This window comes from Flavobacterium jumunjinense (assembly GCF_021650975.2).
Taxonomy (GTDB): Bacteria; Bacteroidota; Bacteroidia; order Flavobacteriales; family Flavobacteriaceae; genus Flavobacterium; species Flavobacterium jumunjinense.
This window is the reverse complement of the sequence record NZ_CP091285.1, coordinates 1,855,079-1,878,913: the sequence shown is the minus strand read 5'-3', so window position 1 is coordinate 1,878,913 and position 23,835 is coordinate 1,855,079. Positions and strand designations below refer to the sequence as shown.

General features: G+C 31.6%; 17 protein-coding genes. 5 read left to right on the top strand and 12 right to left on the bottom strand.

Annotated elements, in window-relative coordinates:
• Position 1 precedes the first annotated feature (1 nt).
• Together L2Z92_RS08345 and surE are read right to left on the bottom strand one after the other, a co-directional pair.
• Positions 2 to 274: a hypothetical protein gene (locus tag L2Z92_RS08345; protein WP_236458368.1), complete on the bottom strand. Its 273-nt coding sequence runs from the start codon at positions 272 to 274 to the stop codon at positions 2 to 4.
• A complete protein-coding gene (gene surE / locus L2Z92_RS08340; protein WP_236458367.1) occupies positions 271 to 1,041 on the bottom strand; it encodes a 5'/3'-nucleotidase SurE in 771 nt (256 codons plus the stop codon). The genes L2Z92_RS08345 and surE overlap by 4 nt, the downstream gene beginning before the upstream one ends.
• A 146-nt stretch (positions 1,042 to 1,187) precedes the next feature.
• Here surE and L2Z92_RS08335 point away from each other — a divergent pair, with 146 nt between their 5' ends.
• Entirely contained in the window at positions 1,188 to 3,359 is a 2,172-nt protein-coding gene (locus tag L2Z92_RS08335; RefSeq protein WP_236458834.1) for a carboxy terminal-processing peptidase, read from the top strand.
• Between the two features lie 53 nt (positions 3,360 to 3,412).
• Here the strand turns inward: L2Z92_RS08335 and L2Z92_RS08330 are convergent.
• The 6 genes from L2Z92_RS08330 to L2Z92_RS08305 all read right to left on the bottom strand — a co-directional run bounded on the left by L2Z92_RS08330 (position 3,413) and on the right by L2Z92_RS08305 (position 13,269).
• Positions 3,413 to 4,644 (bottom strand): IS3 family transposase gene (locus tag L2Z92_RS08330; RefSeq protein WP_236458366.1). Its coding sequence is split into 2 segments (ribosomal slippage): positions 3,413 to 4,284 and positions 4,284 to 4,644, totalling 1,233 coding nucleotides; the frame shifts between segments, so codons are not numbered across the junction.
• 94 nt (positions 4,645 to 4,738) lie between these two features.
• The gene (locus L2Z92_RS08325; RefSeq protein ID WP_236458365.1) at positions 4,739 to 6,508 is read right to left on the bottom strand and encodes a flavin monoamine oxidase family protein; all 1,770 of its coding nucleotides are present in this window, start codon (positions 6,506 to 6,508) and stop codon (positions 4,739 to 4,741) included.
• Between the two features lie 283 nt (positions 6,509 to 6,791).
• A complete protein-coding gene (locus tag L2Z92_RS08320) occupies positions 6,792 to 7,010 on the bottom strand; it encodes a hypothetical protein (protein WP_236458364.1) in 219 nt (72 codons plus the stop codon).
• 103 nt (positions 7,011 to 7,113) lie between these two features.
• Positions 7,114 to 8,214, bottom strand: a complete 1,101-nt coding sequence (locus tag L2Z92_RS08315) for an FAD-dependent monooxygenase (RefSeq protein ID WP_236458363.1) — start codon at positions 8,212 to 8,214, stop codon at positions 7,114 to 7,116.
• Entirely contained in the window at positions 8,204 to 10,099 is a 1,896-nt protein-coding gene (locus L2Z92_RS08310) for a LodA/GoxA family CTQ-dependent oxidase (RefSeq protein WP_236458362.1), read from the bottom strand. Before L2Z92_RS08310 ends, L2Z92_RS08315 begins: the two co-directional genes overlap by 11 nt.
• Before the next feature lie 101 nt (positions 10,100 to 10,200).
• Positions 10,201 to 13,269, bottom strand: a complete 3,069-nt coding sequence (locus L2Z92_RS08305; RefSeq protein WP_236458361.1) for a glycosyltransferase family 117 protein — start codon at positions 13,267 to 13,269, stop codon at positions 10,201 to 10,203.
• Between the two features lie 144 nt (positions 13,270 to 13,413).
• On the opposite strand from L2Z92_RS08305, the gene L2Z92_RS08300 reads away from it, so the two are divergent.
• Together L2Z92_RS08300 and L2Z92_RS08295 are read left to right on the top strand one after the other, a co-directional pair.
• Complete coding sequence (locus tag L2Z92_RS08300) at positions 13,414 to 15,825, top strand: T9SS type A sorting domain-containing protein (RefSeq protein WP_236458360.1); 2,412 nt, start codon at positions 13,414 to 13,416, stop codon at positions 15,823 to 15,825.
• Between the two features lie 68 nt (positions 15,826 to 15,893).
• Positions 15,894 to 16,910, top strand: a complete 1,017-nt coding sequence (locus L2Z92_RS08295) for a hypothetical protein (RefSeq protein WP_236458359.1) — start codon at positions 15,894 to 15,896, stop codon at positions 16,908 to 16,910.
• Positions 16,911 to 16,944: 34 nt separating this feature from the next.
• Here the strand turns inward: L2Z92_RS08295 and L2Z92_RS08290 are convergent, their stop codons facing one another.
• On the bottom strand, positions 16,945 to 17,139 hold the full coding sequence (locus tag L2Z92_RS08290) for a hypothetical protein (RefSeq protein ID WP_236458358.1): 195 nt from the start codon (positions 17,137 to 17,139) through the stop codon (positions 16,945 to 16,947).
• Between the two features lie 667 nt (positions 17,140 to 17,806).
• Between L2Z92_RS08290 and L2Z92_RS08285 the strand changes: the two genes are divergently transcribed.
• Positions 17,807 to 18,985, top strand: a complete 1,179-nt coding sequence (locus tag L2Z92_RS08285; protein WP_236458357.1) for an acyl-CoA dehydrogenase family protein — start codon at positions 17,807 to 17,809, stop codon at positions 18,983 to 18,985.
• A 124-nt stretch (positions 18,986 to 19,109) separates the two neighbouring features.
• Positions 19,110 to 19,889, top strand: a complete 780-nt coding sequence (locus L2Z92_RS08280; protein WP_236458356.1) for a DUF3050 domain-containing protein — start codon at positions 19,110 to 19,112, stop codon at positions 19,887 to 19,889.
• A gap of 48 nt (positions 19,890 to 19,937) precedes the next feature.
• Here the strand turns inward: L2Z92_RS08280 and L2Z92_RS08275 are convergent, their stop codons facing one another.
• Genes L2Z92_RS08275 through L2Z92_RS08265 form a run of 3 tightly spaced genes read right to left on the bottom strand, consistent with a single transcriptional unit; the run spans position 19,938 to position 23,775 of the window.
• Positions 19,938 to 21,176, bottom strand: coding sequence for an NAD(P)/FAD-dependent oxidoreductase (locus tag L2Z92_RS08275; protein ID WP_236458355.1), 1,239 nt, complete (start codon positions 21,174 to 21,176; stop codon positions 19,938 to 19,940).
• Positions 21,177 to 21,178: 2 nt separating this feature from the next.
• Entirely contained in the window at positions 21,179 to 22,189 is a 1,011-nt protein-coding gene (locus tag L2Z92_RS08270) for a 4-hydroxyproline epimerase (protein ID WP_236458354.1), read from the bottom strand.
• On the bottom strand, positions 22,189 to 23,775 hold the full coding sequence (locus L2Z92_RS08265) for an aldehyde dehydrogenase (NADP(+)) (RefSeq protein ID WP_236458353.1): 1,587 nt from the start codon (positions 23,773 to 23,775) through the stop codon (positions 22,189 to 22,191). Before L2Z92_RS08265 ends, L2Z92_RS08270 begins: the two co-directional genes overlap by 1 nt.
• Positions 23,776 to 23,835 lie beyond the last annotated feature (60 nt).

The following is a 23,835-nucleotide window of genomic DNA, read 5'->3' as shown; positions in this document are numbered from 1 at the left end:
CTTATAAAATTAATGTTATTATTGTTAAAATGAACATAGACAAGACAATCCCACGTGCCATCAAATCTTTGTTTTTTTTCAAAAGAAAGAAGAAAATAATCAAATTAGGAATTGCTCCTAATGTTATCACTTTACCAATATTTCCACCTTGTTTCATCAATCTAAATCCTTCTACAAAACCTTGCTCTGTAAAAAATGATAAGGAAAGATATGTTCCTAAAAAAGCGCCAAATAGACCAATTAGAAACCCTATTAATATGTCTGTTTTTTTCATTTTAAATTCCAAGAATTAAGTGTTTGTATTGCATGATATGCCGTTAAATCGAATTGAACAGGAACCACTGAAACATAACCATTTTTCAATGCCCATTCGTCTGTATCTTCACCCTTATCTAAATTCACGAATTCCCCTGTTAACCAGTAATATTCTTTACCTTGAGGGTTGGTTCTTTTATCAAATTTCTCAACCCAAGCTGCTTTCGCTTGACGACAAACCTGAATGCCTTTTATTGGTTCTTCTTCTGTTTTTGGAAAGTTCACATTCAAGACAACTCCTTCAGGCAAACCATGTTCTAAAACTTCCAAAGTTATCTTTTTAATATATTCTTTTGTCGGTTCAAAATCGGTTCCCCATCCATAATCTAAATGTGAAAAACCAATAGCAGGAATGCCTTCTATTCCTGCTTCCACAGCTGCACTCATTGTCCCTGAATAAATAACATTTATAGAGGAATTTGAACCATGATTAATTCCCGAAACACATAAATCTGGCTTACGCTTTAAAATTTCGTGAACTGCCATTTTTACACAGTCTACAGGTGTACCCGAACAACTGTATTCATGTTCTATATCTTTGTCTAAATTTACCTTATCAATGTGAAGCGTATTATTGATTGTTATCGCATGTCCCATAGCACTTTGCGGACTATCTGGAGCTACAACTATCACATCTCCTATCTCTTTCATTACGCTAATTAAAAAGCGAATTCCTGGAGCCACAATACTATCGTCATTTGTTACCAGAATGAGTGGTTTCTTCATGAATTATTTTTTTGCTAATTTAAATAATTTAAATGGAACCGAAAATCAAGAGAGTACAAATAAAAAAATTGGTTTTTTTGAAAAAAATATTGTACATTGCAACATATTGGCATGATATTTTATGTACCTTAGTTAAAAAATTATTAATGACCCAAATTGTTGATTTTATGAGAAGAAATTATAAGGTTATTTTGCTAGTAACTGCCTTATCTGCAGTTCTATGGAGCTTTGTTCCTACTACCAAAACCGAAGACCCAGAGAAAGATAAATTACTTTTAGAGTTACTGACTTATGTTTTAGAGAAGGGGCATTATAGTCCTGTTGAGATTAATGATAACTTCTCTAAAAGGGTTTATAACAAATATCTTAACGGGATAGATCCTACAAAAAGATTTTTTTTAGATTCAGATATTAAAGAATTTGATCAATACAAGCATGTAATTGATGATATGATCAAAAATAAAGACTTATCTTTCTTTTACTTAACTAACACTCGATTAATAAAAAGAGTGAACGAATCTAAATCGATTTATAAAGCTGTACTAGCTAAACCTTTTGATTTTTCTATAGATGAATCAATAAGTACAGATTATGAAAATCAACCTTACGCAAAAAACGACAAGGATTTAAAAAATAGATGGAGAAGACAGCTAAAATTGTCTGCACTTTCTACTATTATCGACAAACAAAAATTAGAAAAAGACAAAAAGAAAAACGATAGTTCTTATAAAGAAAAAAGTTTTGCTGAAATTGAAAAAGAAGCTCGCGAAAGTTCTCTTAAATCACTAAATGATTATTTTGACTTTATCGAGAAAGAGCTTGATAGTAACGACTGGTATTCCATTTTCATCAATTCTATTGTTGAACAATTTGACCCACATACTTTTTACTTTTCTCCAGAAGAAAAAGATAAGTTTGATATAAGCATGAGTGGAAAATTCGAAGGAATTGGTGCTCGTTTACAAAAGAAAAATGATGCTGTTGAAATTTCTGAATTAATTTCTGGTGGGCCTGCTTGGAGAGGTAAAGAATTAGAGTCTGGAGATGTGATACTGAAAGTAGCACAAGGAAAAGGAGATCCTGTTGATATTGCAGGAATGAGACTAGATGATGTTGTTAAAAAAATTAAAGGCTCAAAAGGTACTGAGGTTCGTTTAACTGTTAAAAAAGTTGATGGTTCTATCACTGTTATTTCTATTATTCGTGATGAAGTTGAAACAGAAGAAACATTTGCAAAATCTGCAGTTGTTGATAAAGAAGGAAAAAAATTCGGAGTTATTTACTTACCGAAATTTTACATCAGTTTTGACAACAAAGACAAAAGAGACGCATACAAAGATGTTGCTGTTGAGATTGAAAAACTAAAGAAAGAGAAAATTGAAGGTATTATTATTGACCTAAGAGGTAACGGTGGAGGTTCATTAGAAACTGTTGTTAACATGACAGGTTTATTTATTGAGCAAGGCCCAGTAGTTCAAGTTAAATCTTCTGGAAGTAAAAAAGACATTCTTTCAGATAAAGATCCTGGTGTTCAATGGACAGGTCCACTTGTTGTAATGGTTGATAACTTCTCTGCTTCTGCTTCTGAAATTTTTGCTGCAGCAATTCAAGATTACAAAAGAGGTCTTGTTGTTGGAAGTAAACATACATATGGAAAAGGAACTGTTCAAAACCTTGTAGACTTAAATCAATTTGTAAGAAGCAATTCATACGGTGATTTAGGAGCTTTAAAAACGACTACTCAAAAATTCTATAGAATTAATGGTGGTTCAACTCAAAGAGAAGGTGTTTTAAGTGACATTGTATTTCCAGATCGTTTTGCCTATTTAGATATGGGAGAAAGAGATGAAGAAAATGCTTTACCATGGGACAAAATTGATGCTGCTCCATACAAACCAATTTTTTCAGGTTTTGAAACTGTTATTTCAAATAGTAACGAAAGAATCAAAAGAAATGATAACTTCAAGTTAATTGAAGAGAATGCGAAATGGATATATGAAAGAAAAGATGACAATAGTTTTGAGTTAAGTTTAGAAAAATTTGAAATTAAAATGGAAATTATTGACAACAAACTAAGAAAATTCAAATCACTTTCTGAATATAACAATAAATTAGTTTTTAATTCTCTTCCATCTGAACTCGAACTTTTCAAAAAAGATTCACTTCTAAAAGAAAAAAGAGATCGTTGGCATGAAGATCTTCAAAAAGATATTTATCTAGATGAAGCGTTGAATGTGTTAAACGATGTTGAAAAAATCGATTTCAAAAGTGTTGTTTACACTAAAAATAAAAAAGGAATTTTTGAAAAATTGAATTAATCAATTATTAAAGATGAGTCGTCCTAAAATAAGTTGACGAGTTTTACAATAAATTAATTAAAACCAGTGAAGTTAACTTCACTGGTTTTTTCATATACAAAGTTAGGTGTTTTCATATTTAAACTCAAATGAGGTCTTTTACTATTATAGCATTCCACAGACTCTCTAACTAAAAGGTTAAGTTCATCACCTGATTTACATTTGTATATGAGGAATTCTTGTTTTAGAATACCATTTATTCTTTCCGCTAGAGCATTTTGATAACAATCATAGCCATCGGTCATAGAAGCAATAATATTATTTTTGGTTAATTCATTTTGATAAATTTTAGAACAATATTGTAAACCTCTGTCTGAGTGATGTATTAATTGAAGGTTTGTTTTTCTGTTTTTTACTGCCATTCTTAAGGCCTTAACCACACTTTCTGCACTCATGTCATCACTCAAATGATAACCAACTATTTTTCTGCTAAAAACATCTGTAACTAATGATAGATAATGAGTTCTTTTATTAGATTTTATATAAGTTATGTCACTAACAAAAACCTGTTCTATTCTGTTGATATCGATATCTTTAAATAAATTGGGGTACTTACGTAACCAGTGTTTAGAAAAGGTGGTTTTTGTGTAATTTTTCATTGGTTTAACTAGCATTTTTTCTCTTTTCAAATAAGCAAAAAATGCATCTCTCCCGATTTTAATTCTATTTTCAACAAAAGATTGTTCTAGTAAAAAATAAAGTTTTCTTGTGCCTAATCGAGGCATAATTCTTCTTTGTTTTTCAACGAGTTGCTTTACTATTAATAATTCTTTCTCTCGTTCTAAACAACGTGCTTCCTGCTGATAAATAGCTTGTCGGCTTACCCCAAACAATCTACAAGTTCTGGACATACTTATGCCTTCTTCTTGTTGGATGCGTCGGATGGTTTGGGTGAAAACTTTTTTCTAATTTGAGTACCGTATTGACTATCTGAGATATCAATCATGGTGTTTAGCACTGTGTTTTTAAGCTTCTCATCAGCTAATTCTTTCTCTAATCTTTTAATGCTTTGGGCTGGAGTTTCTTTAGATTTGACCATAAACAAAAGCTTGAGGTTACTCCAATCTAAATTACCAAATTTTCTTAACCAAACCAAAACTGTACTTCTACCTTGAATTCCATACTTCTTTTGAGCTTGCTTATAGGTAAGTTCGCCTTTTTCTACTTGAGAAATAACAGCTAATTTAAAGCCCAGATTATAATCGCGTTGACTACGCTTTGCTGGCCTGTTTTCTGATTTATTCATAATAAGTCGATTTTATGTCAACTTATTTCAGGACGGGACAAGAATATAAAAAGAGGCTGTTAGAAATAACAGCCTCTTTCTTTTGTGAGTTTTTTTACCAACCCAAATAATAATCTGGACTTAACCATTCTGGGCGATTCATCTCGAAGTATTCTTGAAGCATCTTTTCTGCTTCACAAAAAGCTCCTTCCACCCAACCTTGCTGATCCGAATAAGCTTCTCCAATAATATGAATCGCTTCCTCTTCTAAAGGCTTTCTCATATATGGCATTACATGTTTTACAGAAAAACCTGCCTTCCATGCATGATAACCTGCTCCAAAAGGCGCATCTGTCCAATCTTTAAACCATGTAACATATGGATCTGGAATAACAACATCGGGTCCATGAAGCTCTCTCAATTGATTCATCAATTCATTCACCATCATTTGAGTAGCTTGAACATCATTCAATTCTTCTAATTCTAAAAGCGATGCCGATTTCGTAGGTCTTACTTCAAACAAAACTTTATCATCTGATAATGCTTTCCAAAATGTTTCTGTCTCCATATCACCATAACTACCTAACAACATTGAATGATCATTATTTTCATCTGTACCAAAATAATAACATTGACGCATTGGTAAATCGGTAATTGAATGACCAGAATCTATATCTAGTGCTTTTTTCCACCAAGGATATTCAAACCCCATAAGTATCTTAAATGCTGGTTCTTTTATTACGGAACGTATATTCTCATTTAACTCTTCTCTTATATTAGTATCAAAAAAGAAATTATTCTGATCTAACAATTCCAGAGATTGTCTAGGCATACCTAATATTAATGTGTTTGCATACACTTTCCATTCTTCATTGGATTGAAGATTTAAAAACACTAATTCATATTTATGAGTAGTACTATTTACATGTTCTCTATTAAATGTAAGCAATTTGTTTTCAGACCAAATACAAGCCCCTTCATTCATTAAATATTGATTTGCTAAAGCATAAGCTATACTATCATAACCTTCTTCAATTGTTTTATATGTTGGACTACTTGAAAAATCTCCAACCATATAAGGAAAAGCTTCTGCAGAATTCCAATTGATTGTATTTGAATAATATCCTCCTGCATTGGCAAGAAAAACGTATCCTTCTTGAGATACTTGATCTTTAATTAAGTTCCAAAAACCGATATCATTAACCTTTCTATTATTATAAGGAGAACCAACAAAACGGTATTCTAAATTCGGCTTAATATCATCCCAATCTCTACTTGTCAATTGAAATTCATATCGATAAGTAGTATATTTAAAAACCTTATCTCCATACTTTTGAACAAACCAAGGGTCTGACATTAAGACATCATAGATTATTTTATTAAACAACTGATCTCCACTAAATCCACAATCATCTTGATTTAAATAGAAGCGCGTTTGGAATTTTTGTCCCTTTTGCTGTGCCACTTCCCAAGCATCTTGCTTGAATCTTTCTTTTCTAAGATACATCAATAAATCTGCTGGATCACCCATTGGAAATGGAATTGGAGTCATTGGGTAATCTAAAACTGCTGTTCTTTTTTCTAAATCGGACTCCGATAATGGATATCCTTCAATTAAGGTAGTCACAATCTCTTGTGAAGTAAGATATCTCATTCCTCCAAGCTCTCCCCAAAAATCCATACCAGGTATTTTCACAGACTCTAATCTTCCACCAATTCTTGAGTTCATATCAAAAATTTGCAAATCTTTAGCTTCATGTTTTTTTTCTTGAGTTAAGCGAAAGGCAGTATATAATCCTGATGTTCCTGCTCCTACAATTGCAACTTCAATTTTCATGTCGCGAGACATTCCGTTATTTAATGGAATATTTTTATGATTCTTCATACTAAACTATTTTTTAACTATTTTGTTTATATTGCTTTAAAGTAATCTCCTCCTAATTTAAAAGGGGTAATATCAAAAATGTGTTTCTCCGTCTAAAGCTAAATCTGATAAAATTTTACCTAAAAAAGGAGTGAATTTTGCTGCCCAACCTGTAGCATAAATCACAATTTTTTATAGTTTGGCACATAATTAGGAGCGAAATCTATTATTAATTCTTTATTTGAAATATCGCTCAACGCTACCAAACAAGTTGACGTGTAATATGGTTTTGAGTCTAGTCCTTTCAAATGTTTTTCAATCCACTGAAAAGTATATCAGCATCTAGATAAGGAATTCTAAATTGACGAGAAACACCAGCTAAACTTCCTAATTGATTTTTAAATGTGAATTGCTCTAACACTAACGTTTTAACTTCTCTATTATTTAATTGATATGCGGAAATTAATCCCATAGCTCCCTCTCCAACTACAATAACTTTGTAATGACTTTCATTTTTTCGCATGTTGTTTATTTGTTGTTCTGTTATATGAGTTTCCTACTAAATTAAAACGATATTATCAATAAACCTTACTACTTTTCTGTAAAAAAAGTTAATATTCATCGCTTTAATTATAGTTTAATCTTCTTTTCCAAAAGGTTTTCTCTTTCCATCTCTTCTCTGTAGCATACTGTTCTTTCAATTGAATTTTATAATTTAGAAATGCATTATCCATTATAAAATGGTACGTTTCTAAGGCTTCTGTTTTTCCAGAAATTGCATCAGAAACCGCATGACCTCCATAATAACCAGCCGCTAAAGCAGAAGTAATTCCATAAGATGACAATGGGTCGAACGAATAGGCAGCATCTCCAATAGCAATCCAATTTTCTCCAAAAGGCACATTCAAACAAGTTGTATTTGCTACACGTGTTTTTAAATCTAAAATCTCAGGTTCGATGTCGTTTTTTTTTAGTATTTCTTGAATTAGAACTGAATTATTGATATGTCTCTCTATAAACTCCTTTTCCTCTTTTTTAGAAGGAATTAGGTCTAAATCTGTAAAAATCATTACAGTTAGAAAATCTTTTTCTGAAGGTGAAACATAAACCCATCCATTTTCTAAGCTTTCTGTAAAAACAAAAAAAGGAACAGGTTTCTTAATCTTGTATTTAAAGTTTAATGAAGTCAATTCGTCTATTGTATTCTTATTAACACCCAATTTTCTACAAACAGAAGCCTTTCTTCCTGTTGCATCTATTATATAATTACAATAAAGTGTTTTAGTATTGGTTTTAGATTTCAATACTACTTTTGTTACATCATTTTCTTTTTCAACAGAATAAAAAGTATATCCTTCAAGCCATTGTAGATGATTTAATTTTGAAACCTCTCTTAGTTGTTTTTCAAAATAATTTCTATTTAATAAAATCCCTTGACTAAACTTATCAAAAAGAAATAGCTTCTCTTCAATTTTATCATTTCCCCAAACTGATTTATTTCCATAATAAGGATGATGTTGCTCATCTTGAAGTAATGATTCTAATCCCATTTTTTTAAACAAAGGAAGAGAATTCGGAGGAAGACATTCACCTAATTTTTGATCGCTAATTTGATTCGCTTCAACAATTACACAAGATAAACATCGTGATGTAATAGTGAGTCCTGCAGCTATTCCTGCAGGACCACCACCAATTATAATTATATTGAAGAATATATTATCGCTCATTTCTACCATAGAATGGACGCTTCTTAGTTCGTCTATTTGAATCTGAATGTGCTGATTTCAATAATCGTTCTTGTTCTACTCTTTCTGCATATCTTACTTGCTCCATTGTTGGATCTATAGAAGTATATGCCATTCTTGTTTCTTTCCAAACTCTATCTGGCAAGAATTCTGTATCTTGATTCACATGTTCAGTTTCTGCAATAATTCCTAAATCATGCCATTCGCTAATCATTTTATTAATTTTTGGAAGATATTGTGTTCCAAACTCTCTTAACCAATCTTGACGATAATCAAAATGTTTCAATCGTTGACCAATATTCATTTTTTTATCACTCATTCTGGTATAACTATCTTCACTTAGTATTTGATTCGGAACTCTCGCAGCCCAAAATGAAGGCAATGGCAAATAGGTTGTTGTATCATAACCCGACAAACAACTTGCTTCATCTGTTTGCCAAGGCACACCCAACCATCTTGTTAAAGAACCAGGTCCGCTTGCTGATAAAGGTCCGTCATCTGCTAAAGCAATCGCAGGACTTAATAGGCTACCATAATCTAAATTAGGCATTTCATTTTCTGGTAACACATTCAACCTAAAAGGTTCTTTCCACATTTTTGCATTACGCATTGGCCATGTTAGCTCTATTCCTGGATGAAATGGACCACCTAGACATTCTTCAAATGGAGCACTATTTAATGCTTTGATTTGTTGGTCTGCCGTTAATTCGTTGAATGAAGTAATTTCTTCAATTTTATTGTTATTAAAATCTCCTTTTGCCCATTTTTCAAACCATTTATATTGAGTTTTGGTAATTGGCAAATCGTCTAAAGCAATATTTGTGTAATCTCCGAAACCATCTCCATAAAAAGGTGGAATTTTCTTCGGTTCAGCAATAGTACTATTTGGGTCTCTTAACCAATTAAATATCCTTTCTCTTTCTGATTTTGCCTCTTCTGAAGGATCTGATAGTTTATTCAACAATTCTGGATTTGTAAAATCTGAAGGCGAATTTTTCCCAAAAAGCATGAAAAACCCTTGATTAACCCACTGTGTGTTCGTCATTCGTTCTAAAACTGGATAAATGTGTTCCCAAAAATTTACTCCATTAATTATTGTAGGATCTGGGTAATTAAATTCTTCTATAAATAAATTTAAAACTACATCATACATTGTAACAACTCCAAAAAGTCCTGGTCCAAAATTTGGTGGCGTTACAGCAACCATAGCTGGTTCTGCTTCAAAAATTTTACCATCAATAACTACCGAGGCTCTAATAACCCCATCAGAAGTATCATCATGCCATCCCACATTATTTGCAAAAGTCGTTGCTGGTTTATTATCATAAGAAGCAGAATCTCCATCTCCTCCAAAGAAAAGCAATCTTCCTTCTTCATCTGTTTCTATCTTACCCAGAGGGACATTTTTTCCGTAAAATTTCCCGCCAGTTAATTCATATTCAGGTTTTCCTTTCTCGCTTCTGCCCTCTATTTTTTTTATTCCAGGATTAATTACTAGTTGTTCTCTATCGTCTCCTTTTACATTTCCATTTCTAAAAGTTGATGGAATTGCATATCCTTCAAGATCTAATGCGTTATTAAATTCATACCAAGCTGACTTTACATTTGCAACATGCACTCTCCAACCAATTTTCGCTTCAGCAGCCGTAATTTCTCTTACAACTTCACCTTCAGCATTGAAACCATAAATCCTGAATCGAGCTACTTGTTTTTTTACTTTCCCTTCATTATCCTTAAAACCACCATCTGGTTTTTCAATCGCATTTGGCAAATCGGATGCAAAATAATATTCTGATGAATTCCCTATTCTTGCAATTCCGACAGCTGGATAAATTGCAACACTTTGAATTGTTTTATCTGTTCCCATGTTTTATTTGTTTTGTTTCTTTCAAAATTACCCAAATAAAGAACTAAAAAAACAGGTACAATTACCTGTTTTTGTGTATTAACTTATGATGAAGTTTATGTTTAGTATGGACTATTTTTTATTTCCCAAATTGAAAATCGCTTTACAAAACTATCTGCTTCAATCATTTTCTTTTTAGCTTCTTCCTGATTGTAATGATTCAGTTGATTAATCATTTGCAAGTAAATGTCTTTTATTTTTACAGCTTTCTTTACATTTATAATTTGATTAACTTCTGGATTAAATGACGTTATCCATTGTAATTCTTCCCAAATATTCTTCATACTCAACAAACAAACCTCATTCCCTTTTTGTTTCTCTCCAATTCTATAATAGAGTTTCCCTAATGCAAAGGAATATTGTTTGAATGGTATTGTGTAATTTGGAAACATTGTCATACACTTATCTAAAACCTGTTTTGCTTCCTTATTCTTTCCTTCCTCGATTAATGCCTGAGCAAGAAAATAGTAGTTCTTTCTTAATATAATTTGTGTATACTCTATATTTTCTGATTTAATAAAATTTGTTTTTGTTTTTAATTCTTCAAAACTGACTCCTTTCATCAAAATTTCATCACACAGATTTAAAGCTACAATTTTCGGATTTAACACCTTACTATCTCTTACAATAGGGATTAATTGCTCTACAAACCCTCTGTGTATTAAATTATTTTGAAAACCTACATAATGATCTGTAGCTCCATTTATTGCAAAACAAATTGGTTTTTCATTAATATTTTCTTGAATTATATTGAACAACATAATATCTTTTAACTGATAAAAATTCTTTGAATATTTGAATAGAATTTTCGAATTATAGTTTGCTTTTAATTCTTTAATATTAAAATTAGAAAAGACCTTTTTTATTGTATCAACATTAATTGAAAATAAATCTCCAGGAATATAATGTTGTTGCTTACCGTTCCAATTAATCTTAGTTTTTTCATTGTTTAAAAACTGAAATAATTGAGATAAATCTACTGGTTTTTCAGTTTCTTTCTTAAGTGGAAATAATTTAGGAGTACCCTCAATATAATTTTCTCTTAGAAAACTAACCTTCAATGGTTCTGAGTTTAAACTTTTACATTTTAGCTTATCTATGTAGTTTTCAATATTTAATTGATCATAATTAATCACACGAATGTCATCTCTATAGCTTTCAACTTCTTGTAGATACCATAACGGAAAAGTAAAGTTATCTCCGTTTGTAATTAATATTGCACCTTTAGGACAAGAGTCTAAATATTTTTCAGCTAATTCGTATGCAAAAGTATCGTTACTTCTTTGATGATTATTCCAGTTTTTAGCCAATAATTGCAAAGGGGATGCCAACAACACAAAAAGACTTATTATTGTAACTCTGATTTGCTGGGATTTAATTTTTGTTAACCATTCATTTAATGTTAAGATTGAAAAGCCTACCCACATTGAAAAGATGAGAAAGGAACCAAGAAAGATATAATCTCTTTCTCTAACTAAAACACTTTCTGGCAATGGATTAAGATAAATTGTTATTCCTATTCCAAAAGTTAGGAAGAAAACTACAGTAGTAATTAAGTAGGCTTTATTTTTTCTTAACGACCATAATCCTATCAATCCCAACATAAACGGTAAAAAATAATAAGCATCATTACTTTTATCGTTCTTATAGCGACTCGGGATAACTGTTTCGTCTCCAATTCTACTCTTATCAATAAAGTTGAATCCACTAATCCAGTTTCCATTAAAAATTTCTCCTGTTCCTTTATTCTCATTTTGCTTCCCAATGAAATTCCAATATAGATACCTCAAGTACATCCATTCTACTTGATAATTTTTAAAGAACTGCAAATTTTCACTAAAAGTAGGTTTTAACAAATCTGTCATTTTCCCTTGAACAGGATAACTAATTTTCTCACCTTTAATAGCAACCCAATTAGAATAACCAACTGCACTTAATGGTTTCTGACTATACATTCTTGGGAAAAACATATCGTATTCATTAGCATAGTTTATTTTACTATACTTACCATCATCAACAACCTCATATTTTTGACTCTCTTGGTTATAAGTTAATATTTCTTCATCATTGAGGAAAGGCAAATCCTTGTCTAACGGAGCATTGAAAATTGTCCCTTTAACAAGAGGTGTATTATCTACTCCAAACTGTTTTGCTTTCAAATAATTCAACAATTGATTACTTGTCTCAATTGAATTAGAAAATGGAGTAACTACATCTTTCCTAAGAATTGGAATAATATAAGTACTCGTGCCAATAGCAAAAAAAAGTGTCCCTAAAATTATGTTATATATTCTTATGTTTTTCTTCTTTTTTGCCCTATTCAATCCATAAAAAACCATAAATAGAAACAAAACAATCAATATAAACAATCCAGAATTTACTGGTAAATTATAATTATTAACCAATTTCACATCTACAAAAGAAGCAATTTTTAAAAAACCTTGAATACCTATATTATAAATAAACAGAAAAAGAAAAACACTCAAAAACAAAGAAACAACTATTTGTTTCCAGCCTAAATTCTTCTTTTTATTTACATACAAAATAGATAATGGTATTATAACTGAAAGATTTATTAAATGCACTCCAATCGAAATTCCAAGTACGAACAACAGAAAAAACATTAACCTTCTCGATTGCACTACATTATTACAATCATTCCACAAAATCATTAAATAGAAAGTGAGTAATAGAAGGAATGAAGACAAAGTATACACTTCTGTTTCCGTAGCAACTGTCCAAAAAGTATTTGAAAAAGCCAAAGTTGAAGCTGCTAATAAACCACAAAGATGAGTAAGAATTAAAACTTGTTTTGAACTATCTTTTTGAACTATTCTAAGAGCAATTAATTGGGTAATTCGATACAAAAAAACAACTGTTAAAGCACCAAAGAAAGCTGATAACATAGCACTAATTAAAGCGACCCAGCTTGCTGGAAAAAAGAGCATTATAAAATTACATAGAAGTGTGTAAAACGATGCGCCAGGAGGGTGCGTTACTTGCAAATGATAGTTACTGGTTACAAACTCTGCACTATCCCAAAAAGTAATAGTTTTAGACGCAGAAAACAGGTAGACTAAAAACACAAGAGCAAATAGTATTACCTCTATGAACTTTTTACTTTTTTTCATTTTAAAACGGGATAAATTTAATGCAATATAGCAGAATAATCTTCAATAACAAATGCATTTTATCGTCAAATAGTGATTTTAATATATTTAAATCGCCTTTTCTTTACGAATTCACTATTTTTGTTAAAACTAAAACCATAAAAGATGAAAAAAAAATTACTCTTTTCGTTTATTATTGGGCTGTTAACCTTAGCGTTTTCAAAGGCTCAAACATTAAATGAAGTACAAGGAACAGGCTCTGGAATATCCATTACTTCTGGTGACTTTAACACTATGTATGGCGACAGTACAGGAAGTTTTTTAACTTCAGGCTCTGGAACTACTTTAATAGGATATCAGGCAGGAAGAAGTGTGACAACCAGCGAATTTCTAGCAATCGGCTATCAAGCTGGATATTCAAACACTACTGGCTTCGACAACTCTTTTATAGGTTGGCAATCTGGATATTTTAATACAACTGGAGGCGATAATACTTTTTTTGGAGCTGAATCAGGTGAAAACAATACTACTGGTTATGACAACACTTTTATAGGAGAAGAATCAGGAACTAGTAACACTACAGGATATGAAAACACTTTTATAGGAGAAGATGCTGGAAGTAAAATTGTAACAGGATACAAAAATGTATTTATTGGAAATGAAGCTGGCGGATATGGCTCCGCTGGATCAAATGGGACAGGGTATAGAAATGTTGGTGTAGGAAGCGAATCTATGAGTGATATAGATACTGGTCATCATAATACTGCATTAGGAGATTCCTCTGGAATAGATGTGGGCACTGGTATTTACAATACCTTTGTTGGTGCTGCATCAGGAGTTGCAACCGAATACGCAGACAACAATACTTTTATTGGAGCGGAAGCAGGTTGGGACAACAACAGAACAAACAGTACTACTAATGCAAATCGAAATACTTATGTAGGAAGAGCTACTGGATTTTCAAACAGAGAAGGAGAAGACAATGTAGGTATGGGAGCTTTTTCTGATTTTAACAACACCGTTAGAAGTAGAAATACTTTTATTGGAGCTGCAAATACAGTAGGTAATAATGATGTCATAATGATGGGATATAGTATTTATAATAACGCTCAATACTCTGTTAGTATTGGAAATGATATGGACCTGAGAGGTACTGGTGCCATTGGAATGGGATATCAAACAAATATGAATGCTAATGCAGATTATTCTGTAGGAATTGGTTACCAAGTAAACAATTCACAATCCTACAGTGTTGGAATAGGAAATGTAGTTGACATCGACAATACACAAGCTATTGCGATAGGCTCAAACTCAGTTGCTCAAGCTAATGGAACGATTGTTTTAGGTTATGGAGCTACTTCTACTGATCCTGGAACGTTACTTCCAACTAATAATATCGCAATTGGACATTCTTCAAATGTACAAGGGAATAACGCTGTTGCCATTGGTAATGCTGCTACAGCAGTTAATGATAACACTATGGTTCTTGGTGGAGTTACTAATCCTTTAAGTGTAGGTATTGGTACAGACACTCCAAACCCTAATGCTTCTTTAGAATTAGCAGATACCAACAAAGGACTTCAAATTAACCGATTAACTAATGCACTAAGAACTACTTTAGAAGGAAGTTTAACAACTACTGACGAAGGGTTAATGGTTTATGATACAGATGACAAAGCACTTTATGTGTGGGATGGTGCTGCTTGGGTTAGCTCAATTAATACAGATTCCCAAGAATTAGCAGTAGATGGAAGTAATATTTTAAGTCTTTCTGGAGGAACAAATACTGTCGATTTAACCAGCTATTTGGACAACACAGACGAACAAGATTTAGAATTAACAGGTAATAATTTAAGTTTAACAAATGATGCTACTACAGTAGACTTAAGCGGTTATTTAGACAATACTGATTCTCAAGAGTTAGCTTTATCCGGATCTACTTTAAGCATTTCTGGTGGAACGAATACTATAGATTTATCTTCTTTAAATGGAACAGATGCTCAGGATTTAACTCTAACTGGTAATATTTTAAGTTTAACAAATGATCCTTCAACTGTAGATTTATCGGCTTATGTTAACACTGATTCGCAAAACCTTACATCTGCAACTTTATCAGGAAACACTTTAACTATAGCTATTGAAAATGGCTCTTCAGTAAATGTTGATTTATCACCAATTTTAAGTGCACTTCAAACTGAAAACACAAACCAACAAACACAAATTAACGATATCTTAGCTCGTTTAGATATTATTGAAGCTTGTGCTTGTGATGGAACACTTGCAGGACCACCTGTTCTTGGAGCAAACAGAAATTCTGGACCAATTCTTTACCAAAACATTCCAAATCCATTCAATAATAATTCAATAATTAAATATTTCTTACCTGCTTCAACAGATAATGCTAAAATTATCTTTACCGACATGTTAGGAAAGACAATTGAAACTGTAGATTTAAATGAAACTGGAGAAAAAGAACTAAATATCAGCACAAAAGGTTTGGCTTCTGGAATTTATAACTACACTCTTTTTGTAGGTAATCAAAAAATTGATAGTAAAAAAATGGTTATTAAGTATTAATCAACTAAAAAATAAATATTAATATCAAAAGCTCTGGAATAATCTAGAGCTTTTGATATTTTTACACCATGAAAAGTATTCCGATAGACAAACTTAACACAGTACTAATTCTAATTTCTTTTGGATTAGCTTATATTTTTCCGTTTGAATTATTTATTATTGTATATGCTATTCTAGGTCCGTTACATTATTTAACAGAGATCAATTGGATTCAGGAGAAAAAATATTTCTTAAATGATAAAAAATGGATCTATATTATTCTGTTTTTTTCCATTATTATTGCTATTCCTAGCATAACGAATCTTTCTATTTTCTCATCATTTCAAGATTATTCTATTTTAAAAATCTTAAAATACGTCCTTCCAAAATATACAAATCATTTGTTCTTTATATCAATAGTTGTTGCATTTAGTTTTCTATTCATAAAAAAAAGGAATATTCAATTAGTACTTATTATTATTGGAATTTTAGTAGCCTATTTTTCGCATCAGATTTCATCTTATCAAATGATTATTGGTGTGCTACTTCCTACAATTATTCATGTGTATCTTTTTACACTATTGTTTATGTGGTATGGGAATTTAAAAGAAAAAAACAATATAAATTCATTTAATATTCTTCTTCTCTTAAGTATACCTATAATCTTATTATTTATAAATATCGACAACAGTAGTTATCAATTTTCAGAGACTATAAAGTCTATTTTTACTACTAATAATTTTCATGTTTTAAATAACTCTATATCTAAAATGATAAGTAATAAACATGAAAGTAATTTTTTCTTTTATGAAATACTCGATTTAAAAATTCAAATGTTTATTTCATTTGCATATACCTATCATTATTTAAATTGGTTTTCAAAAACATCAATTATAGGCTGGCATAAAAAAATTACTCATAAAAAATCTGCTTACATTTTACTTACATGGATAATTGCTGTTAGCATTTATTTCTATAATTATAGCTTAGGACTTTCTTTACTTTTGTTTTTAAGCATTTTACATGTACTTATAGAATTCCCTTTAAACCTACTTTGTGTAAAGTCAATTTTAAATCATTACATAAAAAAAGACCACACGAAGTAGTCTTTTAATTTATTTGTTTTCATGCTATAATTTACTAGCAAATATAATTATTATCTGCTGGAATGTAGCAACATACTTTTTTTCCACCTACATAAATAAAGCTTCCGTCACCACCACAAAATTTTGGTTCAAAAGGTGGGAAAGGAATTTTTACTCCACCGCTAATATTTTTTTGCTCAGACTTATTTAATTTTTGAGCTCCGTCTAGTTTTAAAATTTTTTTTAACATACTATTTGATTTTTAATTAATATTCTTTACTTCAAAAACTTTATTACTATTTTAGTTTCAATCATCTATAATCCATAGATCATTAATTGCATAAAATACACTAACATTACAATTCACGTAATGAATTAGCTTCAGCAACTTTTTTCTTTCTTTATATACATAAAACAAAGAAAAATATTAATAATAAAATTCTAATAATCATTAACTTAAAGTTTAAAATTCTAAGTCATTTCAATCTAAATAAAAATTGAAATCTTTACGATTATTATTTGTGGTTTTTTGCAGTAATTATATCTAAATCAATTAATAAAAGGATACAATTAGAAAACTTGATTTCTTTTTTTAAATTCACTTATCAAAATATTATATAATCTATTCTCTAAAAAAAGAACACGTCTAAAATAAAAAGAAAAAGAACACAAACAACATTTATTTTAAGTTTTATTAAAAGATAATTTCAAAATAAACATAAAAAACAGCAAAATAAAGAAAAAAATCTTCATTTTATTGAATATAACTCACCTTAAAGCAACATAGATCTCATCATTTCTATAGTTTTTAAAATTATAACATTTTACAATTGATTTGTTAAAAATCTTTAATTACTTTTGTTGTAAATTTATAACTAAATGTAACGTTTAATAGCGTTACTTCCAATGACATAATTATGAAACCAGATTTATTTCAATCACCTGATTATTACCTTTTAGACGACTTATTGTCTGATGAACATAAATTAGTTCGTGACGCTGCACGCGCATGGGTTAAAAAAGAAGTATCTCCAATTATTGAAGAATATGCTCAAAAAGCTGAATTTCCTAAACAAATTGTAAAAGGTTTGGGTGAAATTGGTGGTTTTGGACCTTATATCCCTGTAGAGTATGGTGGTGCTGGTTTAGATCAAATTTCATATGGTCTAATCATGCAAGAAATTGAAAGAGGAGATTCTGGTGTTCGTTCAACCTCATCTGTACAGTCTTCATTAGTTATGTATCCAATATGGAAATATGGAAACGAAGAGCAACGAATGAAATATTTACCAAAACTTGCAACTGGAGAATTCATTGGTTGTTTCGGTTTAACAGAACCAGATCATGGTTCTAATCCAAGTGGAATGACTTCAAATTTTAAAGATATGGGCGATCATTATCTTTTGAATGGTGCTAAAATGTGGATTTCAAATGCTCCTTTCGCAGACATTGCTATTGTTTGGGCAAAAAATGAAGAAGGTAGAATTCACGGTTTAATTGTTGAGCGTGGAATGGAAGGTTTTACAACCCCAGAAACACATAACAAATGGTCTCTTCGCGCTTCTGCTACTGGTGAATTAATTTTTGATAATGTAAAAGTTCCTAAAGAAAACTTATTACCAAATAAATCGGGTCTAGGTGCTCCACTTGGATGTTTAGATTCTGCTCGTTATGGAATTGCATGGGGTGCAATTGGTGCTGCAATGGATTGTTATGATACTGCTTTAAGATACTCTAAAGAACGTATTCAATTTGACAAACCAATTGGTGCAACACAATTACAACAAAAAAAATTAGCTGAAATGATTACAGAAATCACAAAAGCTCAATTATTAACTTGGAGACTTGGTGTTTTAAGAAATGAAGGAAAAGCAACTACTGCTCAAATTTCTATGGCAAAAAGAAATAATGTTGACATGGCATTAACAATTGCTAGAGATGCAAGACAAATGCTTGGTGGTATGGGAATTACAGGTGAATATTCCATCATGAGACACATGATGAATTTAGAGTCTGTAGTAACTTATGAAGGAACACACGATATACATTTATTGATTACTGGTATGGACATTACAGGCTTCCCTGCATTTAAATAATTAAACAATAAATAAAATTTATACAAAATGCTTCGCTATTTAGTGAAGCATTTTTAATTTTGGAACATTATTTGCAATCTATTACTCAAATGGCATTCGTATAATAATTTAAAAATGTAAAATTATGGATACTCAAACTATTAACCGTAGCATTAAACCATATAAAGATCAACTATTAGAGCATTCTTTATATAATGAAATAAAATCTATAGAAGATTTACATAGCTTTCTTGAAAGTCATGTTTTTGCTGTATGGGACTTTATGTCACTCTTAAAAGCTTTACAAAATAAATTAACCTGCACAACTACACCATGGCTTCCTAAAGGAAATCCTGAAATTCGTTATTTAATTAATGAGATTGTAGTTGCTGAAGAAACAGATATTGATCAAGAAGGAAATAGAAAAAGTCATTATGAATTGTATTTAGAAGCAATGGAAGCTTGTGGAGCTAATACTTCAATAATGAAAGACTTCTTAGAAGATGTGGTAACTACTCAAAATATTTTTGTTAGTATTAAACAGAGTAATCTTCATGAGAACATAAAAACATTTCTAGATTTCACTTTTAGAATTATTGAAGAAGGAGAACCTCATCAAATAGCAGCTGCATTCACATTTGGTCGTGAAGACTTAATTCCTGAAATGTTTTCTGCAATTTTAAAGAAGTTCGAACAAAACTTTCCAGAAACGGATTTATCTAAATTAATATATTATTTCGAACGTCACATTGAACTAGACGCAGACGAACATGGCCCTATGGCTATGAAAATGATTGAAGAGTTATGCGAAAATGATGCAAAAAAATGGCAAGAAGTGGAACAAGTTTCAATTTTAGCATTACAAAAAAGAATTGGTCTATGGAATGCAATTGAAGAGCAAATTCTGAAAAAAGAATTGGTCTAATCTTACAAAATAAAAAAACCGGTCGTAATAAAGACCGGTTTTTGCATACTAAACAAATTGAAACATCTTTGTCGAAACTGACAAAGGTTTCTCAGAAATAATCTCTGCAACTATCTTACCCGTTGCTGGAGCTAAACTAAGCCCCATCATAGCATGCCCAGTGGCAAAAACTACATTTTTAATTTTTTTATCCCTCGTTATAATTGGCATTCCTGAAGGAGTACAAGGTCTAAATCCATACCAAACATTCTCCTCATTTGGCATTTGAACATTCAAATTAGGATAGAATTCATTAACTGTATTCACAATTCCTCGCAATCTATTTTGTTTTATTTTTATATCATTTGTATGTGTAATTTCCATTGTTCCCCCATATCGAATAGAATCTCCCATTGGTGTTACCGCTACTTTTCCTTCACACAAAATGGAAGGTATTGATGGCTTTTCTTTTTCATTAAAAAGCGTAAAACTATATCCTTTACCTGGTAATAATGAAAGATTTGAACCTATTTTTTTAGCAATTTCTGGACTCCAAGTTCCTGTAGCAATTACAACCTCATCTGTTTTAAAATTTCCTTGGGTTGTAATAACTTCCACAACTTCTCCTTTTTCTATTACAAAATCATTAACGTTACAATTTCGCTTAATTTCTCCACCTGACTTTTCTATTTCATCAAATAAAAAAGCAACTAACTTTTGTGGTTGCAAATGGGCATCGCTTTTATAATGAACAGCACCAATAGCATCAACTGTTGTTCCTTTCTCTAGTCGAGTTAATTCTGCTTTCGACAAAAAATCGACTTTAAGTCCTAAGTTTTCTGCTAATTCCCCTTCATGAATTACCTCTTCACCTACTTTTTCACTTTTATACAGCATTAATAATCCTCTTTCTTCATAAAGAAAAGAATCACTAATTCTATTTAATTCTCTATACAATTCCTTACTTAGCAATGATAAATCTCTTAAAGCAGGCATCGCATTTTCCACATGCTTTTGGTTTGCATGTTTATAAAATTTCCAACCCCATTGAAGTAATTCTTTATCTAGCCTAGGTTTTACATAGAATGGGCTTTTATTGTCAAACATCCATTTAATCCCTTGCTTTATCATTCCTGGTTGTGCTAATGGAATAACATGTGAAGGAACAATCATTCCTGCATTACCATGCGAACAACCATCTGTCAAATCGGATCTATCAAATAGGGTAACTGAAAAACCTTCTTTAGATAAATAATAGGCCGTACACAGACCAATAATTCCACCACCTATAATACTTATTTTCTTCATTTTTAAATTACCTGAAATCCATGCGCATAAGGATCATCCTTATCATCAATAATAATTGTATTGTATCCATAAACTTTTGCCCATCCTTGAATACTTGGCACAATTGCATCAAAATCTCCTAACTTGGTTACTTCTTCTACTTTTCCAGTGAATTTACTACCAATATAACTTTCGTGTATAAAATCTTCCCCTTGTTTAAGTTTTCCTTTTGCAAACAATTGTGCAATTCTTGCAGAAGTTCCTGTTCCACATGGAGAACGATCGATTGCTTTATCTCCATAAAAAACAGCATTCCTTCCAGACGATGTTGCGTCTAAAGGTGTTCCTGTCCATAACATATGACTTACATCTCTTATTGTCTCATTTTCTGGGTGAATAAATAAGTTTGGATATTTTTCATTAATACTTTTCCTTACTTCTTGACTATATTGAATGATTTTACTTGCTGTAAAATCTTGAATGCCTGAAAAATTCTTTTGTGGATCAACAATTGCATAATAATTTCCTCCATAGGCAACATCGAAAACAATCTCTCCTAATTCTGAACAGTCAATTGTTAAATTTTCTGCTGCTAAATAAGACTTAACATTTGTTAGTTTAACCCACTCTACTTTATTTCCTGTTTGCTTATATTCTATCTGAACCAAACCTGCTGGCGCTTCCATTTTAATCCTACCTGGAACTTTAGGAGTAATTAATCCTTCTTCAATTGCAATTGTAATGGTTCCAATTGTTCCATGACCACACATTGGCAAACACCCAGATGTTTCAATAAACAGAATCCCAAAGTCATTATCTGGATTACTTGGCGGATATAAAATACTCCCACTCATCATATCATGCCCTCTAGGTTCAAACATCAATCCTTTCCTAATCCAATCGAACTCATTTAAAAAGTGTTGCCTCTTCTCGCTCATATTGTTCCCAACTAAATTAGGGCCGCCACCAGCTACAACTCTTACAGGATTTCCACAAGTGTGAGCATCTACACAAAAAAATGTTTTTCTAGCCATTATTCTATAGGTAAAGTAGTTACTGTATTGTTTACCATTCTTGAAATACCTAACTGATTTTCGTTTTGAAGTTCCTTTGGTAATAAGCTATTTGGCCAATCTTGAAAACTGACAGGACGCACCCAACGCTTTACAGAATTTATACCAACTGCTGTAAATCTAGAATCGGATGAAGCGGGATATGGACCACCATGTAACATTGCTGGACAAACTTCAACACCTGTTGGAACACCGTTAAAAATGAGTCGACCTACTCTATTTTGCAATGCTGAAATTACATTTGAATATTCATTTATTTCATCGCCCTCACTTAGAATCGTTCCTGTTAATTGTCCATCTAACGCTTTAATAACAGTAATCAATTCGTCTTCATTCTCACATTGAACAATAACCGAAAATGGTCCAAACACTTCTTCGCTTAATGTTTTATTCTCTAAAAATGTTTTTCCTGATACCGTTAAAACAGTTTGTGCTGCATAATTAGGATTAATATCCTCATTGTACTTTGCTATCACTTCAACATTTTCTTGAGACATCAATAAATCCCTACCTTTATCAAAATTATTCTTGATAGAGTGATGTAACATACATGTTGGATTTATTTTGCTTATCTCTTGCGACAATTCTTCAGTAAAACGTTTCAGACTATCACTTTTCACACCAATAATCAAACCTGGATTAGTACAAAATTGTCCTGTACCCATTGTTATTGAACCTGCATAGGCTGTAGCCCATTTTTTACTATTCATTTCTGACGCTTTTGGCAAAATCACAACAGGATTTATACTTCCCATTTCTGCAAAAACAGGAATTGGTTCTGGTCTTTTGGCAGCTAAATCAAAAAGGGCTCTTCCTCCAGCAATACTACCTGTAAATCCAACCGCTTTTACTTTTGGATGAGCTACTAAAGCCGTTCCTAATGTTCTCCCACTTCCTATTAAGTTTGAAAACACACCTTCTGGCATATTTGTTTTTTTGGCTGCTCGAATTACAGCTGAAGCAACCAATTCGCCAGTTCCCACATGCATAGAATGACTTTTTACAATTACCGGACATCCAGCAGCTAATGCTGAAGCAGTATCTCCTCCTGCTGTTGAAAAGGCAAATGGAAAATTACTGGATCCAAAAACTACAACTGGACCTAATGGTACATTCATTTTTCTTAGATCTACTCTAGGAAAAGGTTGTCTTTCTGGTATAGCAGTATCAATTACGGCATCTACCCAACTACCTTCTAATAGCATTTCTGCAAAAGCTCTCAACTGACCAATTGTTCTTCCTCGTTCTCCTTCTGCTCTTCCTCTTGGTAAACCTGACTCTTTTGTGTATACTTCTAATAATTGGTCTCCTAAAGCTACTATTTCATCAGCTATTGCATTTAAAAAAGAAGCTTTCCGTTCTCCTGAGTAATCTTTATACGTCGCAAAAGCTTCATCTGCTAAGGTAACCGCCTTATCAATTTCTAAAGCTGTTGCTTCAGTAAACACCCATGGATTATCTTCATTTAATTCTGGATTAAATGTTTTTACTTTTATATCCCCTTCTGCTATTAATTGACTTCCTATATAACTTTTTCCTTCAATCATTTTTCTTTTTTTTTAAACCTAAACAGCAAACCTACAGCATATACATCTGTAGATAAGCCA